Genomic DNA, 2,527 nt, shown 5'->3' with positions numbered 1-2,527 from the left:
TGGCCGGGCCGCTGCTCTGCAATGCGCAGATGCGTCCTGCCGAAGGATGAGGCGTATGTGGAATGCTATGGAGAGAGACGTCCCTGCCTTTTCTTGCAGAGCGATTTGAACAGCCCCATCCCCACCAGGCCGATCCATAGAAGGACTACCGGCAAAAACGTATGAAGGAGGATGAGCATATAATCAGCGCGTGAATAGCAGGGATCAAAGGCCGAAAACGGGAGCGTGACCGCAATGCCTCCGAGCAGGAAGGCTAGGACAAAGAGAAGAGAGTGCTTCATCGACGGCAGGGGGGTCAGACCTGGGAGCAGGACGGCAAGCAGGATGCAGCCGGCAAAGGAAGCCGCTTGGGCGAGCCCCTCGAGCAGCTCCCATGCGCCGATCACTGCGAGGCGCGTCTCAATGAGCGGTCTTGTGGCCTCCGTAATCAGCATATCACCGGCGACGGGGAAACATGTATTTGCAAACAGGATCAGGCAGGAGTGCATCAAAGTGAGGAGCAGCGGGACAAGAAACGTCACGAGCGCCGCGATTTGAAACCGGCGCATCTTTTTCTGCGCGCTGCCCCGCCCATATACGACGCCAAGAAGATCGGTATGGTACAATTCAGCGAGTTTCAGGAGCATATCCATGTCCGGCTGCCTTCGGCCGGATTCATAGCCCGAAATGGCCTGCCTGGTCAGGCCGACCCTGGATGCCGCTTCTTCCTGCGTCAAGCCCGAGATTTGCCGCAGGTCCCGAAGATTCTGATGGACGGTCATTTCATCACCTCGGGTCAAGTATAGTTCAGAAGCCGGGGAAAAGTAAAGACGCGATTTGTTGCGGCGCGGTTTGCACCGAGTTTGCCTGACGTACGGCGTGTTTCACCATTTTTCTGACTTCCGGACCCTGCGGTGCTCCACCCTTGTGGCAATTTTGTAAATTTTCGACAAGGGCTTTACACCTGGGGGGGAAAGCATTAGAATAAATATATAAGTAACAGGGAGGTGCCACATGAAGCTCACATTCTTCGGCGCGGCCAAAGCTGTCACCGGCAGCTGCCACTGCCTGGAGGTAAACGGAAAGAAGATCCTTATCGACTGCGGACTGCAGCAAGGGCGGGACGAGCGGGACAACCGGGTCCTGGACTTTGCCCCCGGCTATATCGACTACGTCATTGTGACCCACGCGCATATCGACCACTCGGGGCGCATCCCCCTGCTGGTCAAGCAGGGCTTTCACGGGACCATCGTCGCCACCCGCCTCACCGGAGAGCTGATGTCCATTATGCTCCGGGATTCCGCCCACATTCAGGAGTCCGACGCCCAGTGGCAGAACCAGAAGGGCCGCCGCGCGGGCAAGCCCATAGTGGAGCCGCTCTACACCATGGCGGACGCGGAAGCGGCCATGAAGCTGGTCACCACATACGAGTACGGAGATACAGTGGATCTGTGCGAGGGCGTGCGCATCCGTTTTGTGGACGCGGGGCACCTGCTGGGCTCGGCCAGCGTGGAGCTGTGGCTCACCGAGGGAGATGTGACCCGGAAGATCGTTTTTTCCGGAGACCTGGGCAATGTGGATCAGCCCATCATTCGGGATCCGCAGTACATCGGAGAGGCCGACTATGTGGTGATGGAGAGCACCTATGGCGACCGCCTCCACGAGCCGCCGGAGAGCTATACCGGGGCTCTGGCCGAGATCATAGACGAGACCTTCTCCAAGGGCGGCAACGTGATCATCCCGTCCTTCGCCGTGGGCCGTACCCAGGAACTGCTCTATTTCATGCGGGAGATGAAGGACGAGGGCCTGGTGAAGACCCACCCGGATTTCCAGGTCTGTGTGGACTCGCCGCTGGCCAATGAGGCCACCCGCATCTTCTCCGGCAATCTGCACGGCTATCTGGACGAGGCGGCCATTGAAGCCCTGAAGGGCGGTGCCCTCTTCCAGTTCCCCGGCCTCACCCTCACCGAGTCCAGCGAGGAGTCCAAGGCTCTCAATATGGACAAAGCTTCCAAGGTCATCATCTCGGCCTCCGGTATGTGCGACGCGGGCCGGATCCGTCACCACCTCAAGCATAATCTGTGGCGCCGGGAGTGCGCCATCGTCTTTGTGGGCTATCAGGCCGAGGGCAGTCTGGGCCGGGCCCTGCTGGAGGGGGCCAAGTCGGTGAAGCTCTTCGGCGAGGAGATCGCCGTCAATGCCCGCATCGTCAACTTCAAGGGACTCTCCTCCCATGCCGACCGGGACCACCTGCTCGCTTGGGCCAGGCACTACGCCCCCAAGCCCCGTCACACCTTTGTGGTCCACGGCGAGGCGTCCGTCACCGAGATCTTTGCCCAGCATCTGCGCGACGCGGGGCTGGCCGCCCATGCCGCGGAGTATGAGGAGGTCTATGACCTGGCCAATGACCGTATGCTGGCCGCCGGTGTGCCCCTGCCGCCCAAGCCTGTCTCGGCCGGCGGTTCCCCTGCCTACCGCAAGCTGGAGTCCGCCGGGCAGGACCTGCTGGACGCCATCCGCGACAACAAGGGAGGCACCAACAAGGACC

The 2,527-nt window shown here is 60.6% G+C and carries 2 protein-coding genes; one reads left to right on the top strand and one right to left on the bottom strand.

All coding sequences use genetic code 11. The annotated features are described in order from the left end of the window. Positions 1-65: 65 nt before the first annotated feature. Entirely contained in the window at positions 66-761 is a 696-nt protein-coding gene (locus ABUA09_RS14090; RefSeq protein WP_216521968.1) for a helix-turn-helix transcriptional regulator, read from the bottom strand. Positions 762-993: 232 nt separating this feature from the next. Between ABUA09_RS14090 and ABUA09_RS14085 the strand changes: the two genes are divergently transcribed. Then, positions 994-2,527, top strand: a 1,534-nt coding sequence (locus ABUA09_RS14085) for an MBL fold metallo-hydrolase RNA specificity domain-containing protein (RefSeq protein ID WP_349949435.1), incomplete at its 3' end; no start/stop codon positions are given.

Source organism: Intestinimonas sp. RTP31139st1_F5_RTP31139_211217 (assembly GCF_040226735.1).
GTDB lineage: Bacteria > Bacillota > Clostridia > Oscillospirales > Oscillospiraceae > Intestinimonas > Intestinimonas butyriciproducens.
The sequence above is the reverse complement of the archived record's forward strand: the minus strand, read 5'-3'. Positions and strand labels throughout refer to the sequence as shown.

Bases quoted from the DNA above. Each gene is read 5' to 3' on its own strand.
- ABUA09_RS14090 (WP_216521968.1), bottom strand. From the start codon at position 761: ATGACCGTCCATCAGAATCTTCGGGACCTGCGGCAAATCTCGGGCTTG.